Here is a 4,860-nt window from a genome sequence, read left to right as displayed (position 1 = left end):
GCTGCTACGTTCTTTAACAATTTAGACAAGACAATCTGTGTGGGCACTCGTTAAGAGTGTCACAACGACGATTCATATTTCGATATATTTTAATTGAAGAGTTTGATCATGGCTCAGATTGAACGCTGGCGGCAGGCCTAACACATGCAAGTCGAACGGTAACATTTCTAGCTTGCTAGAAGATGACGAGTGGCGGACGGGTGAGTAATGCTTGGGAACTTGCCTTTGCGAGGGGGATAACAGTTGGAAACGACTGCTAATACCGCATAATGTCTTCGGACCAAACGGGGCTTCGGCTCCGGCGCAAAGAGAGGCCCAAGTGAGATTAGCTAGTTGGTAAGGTAACGGCTTACCAAGGCGACGATCTCTAGCTGTTCTGAGAGGAAGATCAGCCACACTGGGACTGAGACACGGCCCAGACTCCTACGGGAGGCAGCAGTGGGGAATATTGCACAATGGGGGAAACCCTGATGCAGCCATGCCGCGTGTGTGAAGAAGGCCTTCGGGTTGTAAAGCACTTTCAGTTGTGAGGAAAAGTTAGTAGTTAATACCTGCTAGCCGTGACGTTAACAACAGAAGAAGCACCGGCTAACTCCGTGCCAGCAGCCGCGGTAATACGGAGGGTGCGAGCGTTAATCGGAATTACTGGGCGTAAAGCGCACGCAGGCGGTTTGTTAAGCTAGATGTGAAAGCCCCGGGCTCAACCTGGGATGGTCATTTAGAACTGGCAGACTAGAGTCTTGGAGAGGGGAGTGGAATTCCAGGTGTAGCGGTGAAATGCGTAGATATCTGGAGGAACATCAGTGGCGAAGGCGACTCCCTGGCCAAAGACTGACGCTCATGTGCGAAAGTGTGGGTAGCGAACAGGATTAGATACCCTGGTAGTCCACACCGTAAACGCTGTCTACTAGCTGTGTGTGCCTTTAAGGCGTGCGTAGCGAAGCTAACGCGATAAGTAGACCGCCTGGGGAGTACGGCCGCAAGGTTAAAACTCAAATGAATTGACGGGGGCCCGCACAAGCGGTGGAGCATGTGGTTTAATTCGATGCAACGCGAAGAACCTTACCTACACTTGACATGCTGAGAACTTTCTAGAGATAGATTGGTGCCTTCGGGAACTCAGACACAGGTGCTGCATGGCTGTCGTCAGCTCGTGTCGTGAGATGTTGGGTTAAGTCCCGCAACGAGCGCAACCCTTGTCCTTAGTTGCCAGCATTCAGTTGGGCACTCTAAGGAGACTGCCGGTGACAAACCGGAGGAAGGTGGGGACGACGTCAAGTCATCATGGCCCTTACGTGTAGGGCTACACACGTGCTACAATGGCATTTACAGAGGGAAGCGAGACAGTGATGTGGAGCGGACCCCTTAAAGAATGTCGTAGTCCGGATTGGAGTCTGCAACTCGACTCCATGAAGTCGGAATCGCTAGTAATCGCAGGTCAGAATACTGCGGTGAATACGTTCCCGGGCCTTGTACACACCGCCCGTCACACCATGGGAGTGGGATGCAAAAGAAGTAGTTAGTCTAACCTTCGGGAGGACGATTACCACTTTGTGTTTCATGACTGGGGTGAAGTCGTAACAAGGTAACCCTAGGGGAACCTGGGGTTGGATCACCTCCTTACCATTACGTCGATAGACGCACTTGATGCAGTGCCTACACAGATAGTCTTGTTTATATTTAAAGATGACTTAAATAAAAGCCCTTAGCTTTGATTTAAGATCAAACCTAAGTGTTTTGAATTAAGCACTATGTTCTTTAACAATTTGGAAAGCTGATATTAATAGTAATCAATCAAAATTGAGTAACTTAGAAGTCGAAAGACGTACTTTTTACTCTACTTGACTGAATTGCTTGTTATCAATTTATTGATAGCAAGGCAATTCTTCCGATTAGCTTGTCATTCATGCGACATAACTTAGACAGAAGTCAAAAGGCTGTTTGGGGTTGTATGGTTAAGTGACGAAGCGTATACGGTGGATGCCTTGGCAGTTAGAGGCGATGAAGGACGTGTAAGTCTGCGAAAAGCTGTGGTGAGCCGACAAAATGCATTTGAGCCACAGATGTCCGAATGGGGAAACCCACCTGTTTACAGGTATCGTTACGTGAATACATAGCGTAACGAGGCGAACGAGGGGAACTGAAACATCTAAGTACCCTTAGGAAAAGAAATCAATTGAGATTCCCCTAGTAGCGGCGAGCGAACGGGGAACAGCCCTTAAGCTGTATTGAATGTAGTGGAATCCTTTGGGAAGAGGAGCGATACAAGGTGATAGCCCTGTACACGACGCAATCTTTACAGTGAAATCGAGTAGGTCGGGACACGTGTTATCTTGACTGAATATGGGGGGACCATCCTCCAAGGCTAAATACTCCTAACTGACCGATAGTGAACCAGTACCGTGAGGGAAAGGCGAAAAGAACCCCTGTGAGGGGAGTGAAATAGAACCTGAAACCGTATACGTACAAGCAGTGGGAGCACCTTCGTGGTGTGACTGCGTACCTTTTGTATAATGGGTCAGCGACTTATATTTAGTAGCGAGGTTAAGTGAATAACGGAGCCGTAGCGAAAGCGAGTGTTAACTGCGCGTTTAGTTGCTAGGTATAGACCCGAAACCCGGTGATCTAGCCATGGGCAGGTTGAAGGTTGAGTAACATCAACTGGAGGACCGAACCCACTAACGTTGAAAAGTTAGGGGATGACCTGTGGCTGGGGGTGAAAGGCCAATCAAACCGGGAGATAGCTGGTTCTCCCCGAAATCTATTTAGGTAGAGCCTCGGACGAATTCCATTGGGGGTAGAGCACTGTTAAGGCTAGGGGGTCATCCCGACTTACCAACCCTTTGCAAACTCCGAATACCAATGAGAACTATCCGGGAGACACACGGCGGGTGCTAACGTCCGTCGTGGAGAGGGAAACAACCCAGACCGCCAGCTAAGGTCCCAAAATATTGCTAAGTGGGAAACGATGTGGGAAGGCACAGACAGCTAGGAGGTTGGCTTAGAAGCAGCCACCCTTTAAAGAAAGCGTAATAGCTCACTAGTCGAGTCGGCCTGCGCGGAAGATGTAACGGGGCTAAGCAATATACCGAAGCTGCGGCAGCAAGTTTACTTGCTGGGTAGGGGAGCGTTGTGTAAGTGGATGAAGGTGAGTTGTAAAGCTTGCTGGACATATCACAAGTGCGAATGCTGACATGAGTAACGATAATGGGAGTGAAAAACTCCCACGCCGGAAGACCAAGGTTTCCTGTCCCATGCTAATCAGGGCAGGGTAAGTCGGCCCCTAAGGCGAGGCAGAAATGCGTAGTCGATGGGAAACGGATTAATATTTCCGTACTTATATAATCAGTGATGGAGGGACGGAGAAGGCTAGGCAAGCTTGGCGTTGGTTGTCCAAGTGAAAGCGAGTAGGCCGAGAATTTAGGTAAATCCGGATTCTTAAAGCTGAGACGCGAGACGAGCTCCCAAGGGAGTGAAGTTGTTGATGCCCTGCTTCCAGGAAAAGCTTCTAAACTTATGATTATATGAACCGTACCCCAAACCGACACAGGTGGTCAGGTAGAGAATACTAAGGCGCTTGAGAGAACTCGGGTGAAGGAACTCGGCAAAATTGTACCGTAACTTCGGGAGAAGGTACGCCCCTGTTTGTGAACACTTCGCGTGGTAAGCAAATGGGGGCCGCAGTGACCAGGTGGCTGGGACTGTTTATTAAAAACACAGCACTCTGCAAACTCGTAAGAGGACGTATAGGGTGTGACACCTGCCCGGTGCCGGAAGGTTAATTGATGGGGTTAGTTTTCGGACGAAGCTCTTGATCGAAGCCCCGGTAAACGGCGGCCGTAACTATAACGGTCCTAAGGTAGCGAAATTCCTTGTCGGGTAAGTTCCGACCTGCACGAATGGTGTAACCATGGCCACGCTGTCTCCACCCGAGACTCAGTGAAATTGAAATCGCAGTGAAGATGCTGTGTACCCGCACCTAGACGGAAAGACCCCGTGAACCTTTACTACAGCTTGGCACTGAACATTGAACCTACATGTGTAGGATAGGTGGGAGGCTTTGAAGCACAGTCGCTAGATTGTGTGGAGCCGTCCTTGAAATACCACCCTTGTATGTTTGATGTTCTAACATTGGTCCCTTATCGGGATTGTGGACAGTGTCTGGTGGGTAGTTTGACTGGGGCGGTCTCCTCCCAAATAGTAACGGAGGAGCACGAAGGTTAGCTAATCACGGTCGGACATCGTGAGGTTAGTGCAATGGCATAAGCTAGCTTAACTGCGAGACAGACACGTCGAGCAGGTACGAAAGTAGGTCATAGTGATCCGGTGGTTCTGTATGGAAGGGCCATCGCTCAACGGATAAAAGGTACTCCGGGGATAACAGGCTGATACCGCCCAAGAGTTCATATCGACGGCGGTGTTTGGCACCTCGATGTCGGCTCATCACATCCTGGGGCTGAAGTCGGTCCCAAGGGTATGGCTGTTCGCCATTTAAAGTGGTACGCGAGCTGGGTTTAGAACGTCGTGAGACAGTTCGGTCCCTATCTGGTGTGGGCGTTGGATGATTGATGGGAGCTGCTCCTAGTACGAGAGGACCGGAGTGGACGAACCGCTGGTGTTCGGGTTGTCATGCCAATGGCATTGCCCGGTAGCTATGTTCGGAACGGATAACCGCTGAAAGCATCTAAGCGGGAAGCCGGCCCAAAGATGAGTCATCCCTGACCTTTAAGGTCTGGAAGGGTTGTTATAGACGATGACGTTGATAGGCAGGGTGTGGAAGCGTTGTAAGGCGTTAAGCTAACCTGTACTAATTGCCCGAGAGGCTTAACCATACAACGCCCAAGAAGCTTTAGGCTTTTG

The 4,860-nt window shown here is 49.9% G+C and carries 2 rRNA genes; both read left to right on the top strand.

The features are described from left to right. Positions 1-90 precede the first annotated feature (90 nt). Positions 91-1,623, top strand: a 16S ribosomal RNA gene (locus C6Y39_RS05290). 330 nt (positions 1,624-1,953) lie between these two features. Next, a 23S ribosomal RNA gene (locus C6Y39_RS05285) occupies positions 1,954-4,832 on the top strand. Together the 16S and 23S rRNA genes form the textbook arrangement of a ribosomal RNA operon. Positions 4,833-4,860 lie beyond the last annotated feature (28 nt).

Source organism: Alteromonas gracilis (genome assembly GCF_002993325.1).
In the GTDB taxonomy this organism is placed as follows: domain Bacteria; phylum Pseudomonadota; class Gammaproteobacteria; order Enterobacterales; family Alteromonadaceae; genus Alteromonas; species Alteromonas gracilis.
The sequence above is the reverse complement of the archived record's forward strand: the minus strand, read 5'-3'. Positions and strand labels throughout refer to the sequence as shown.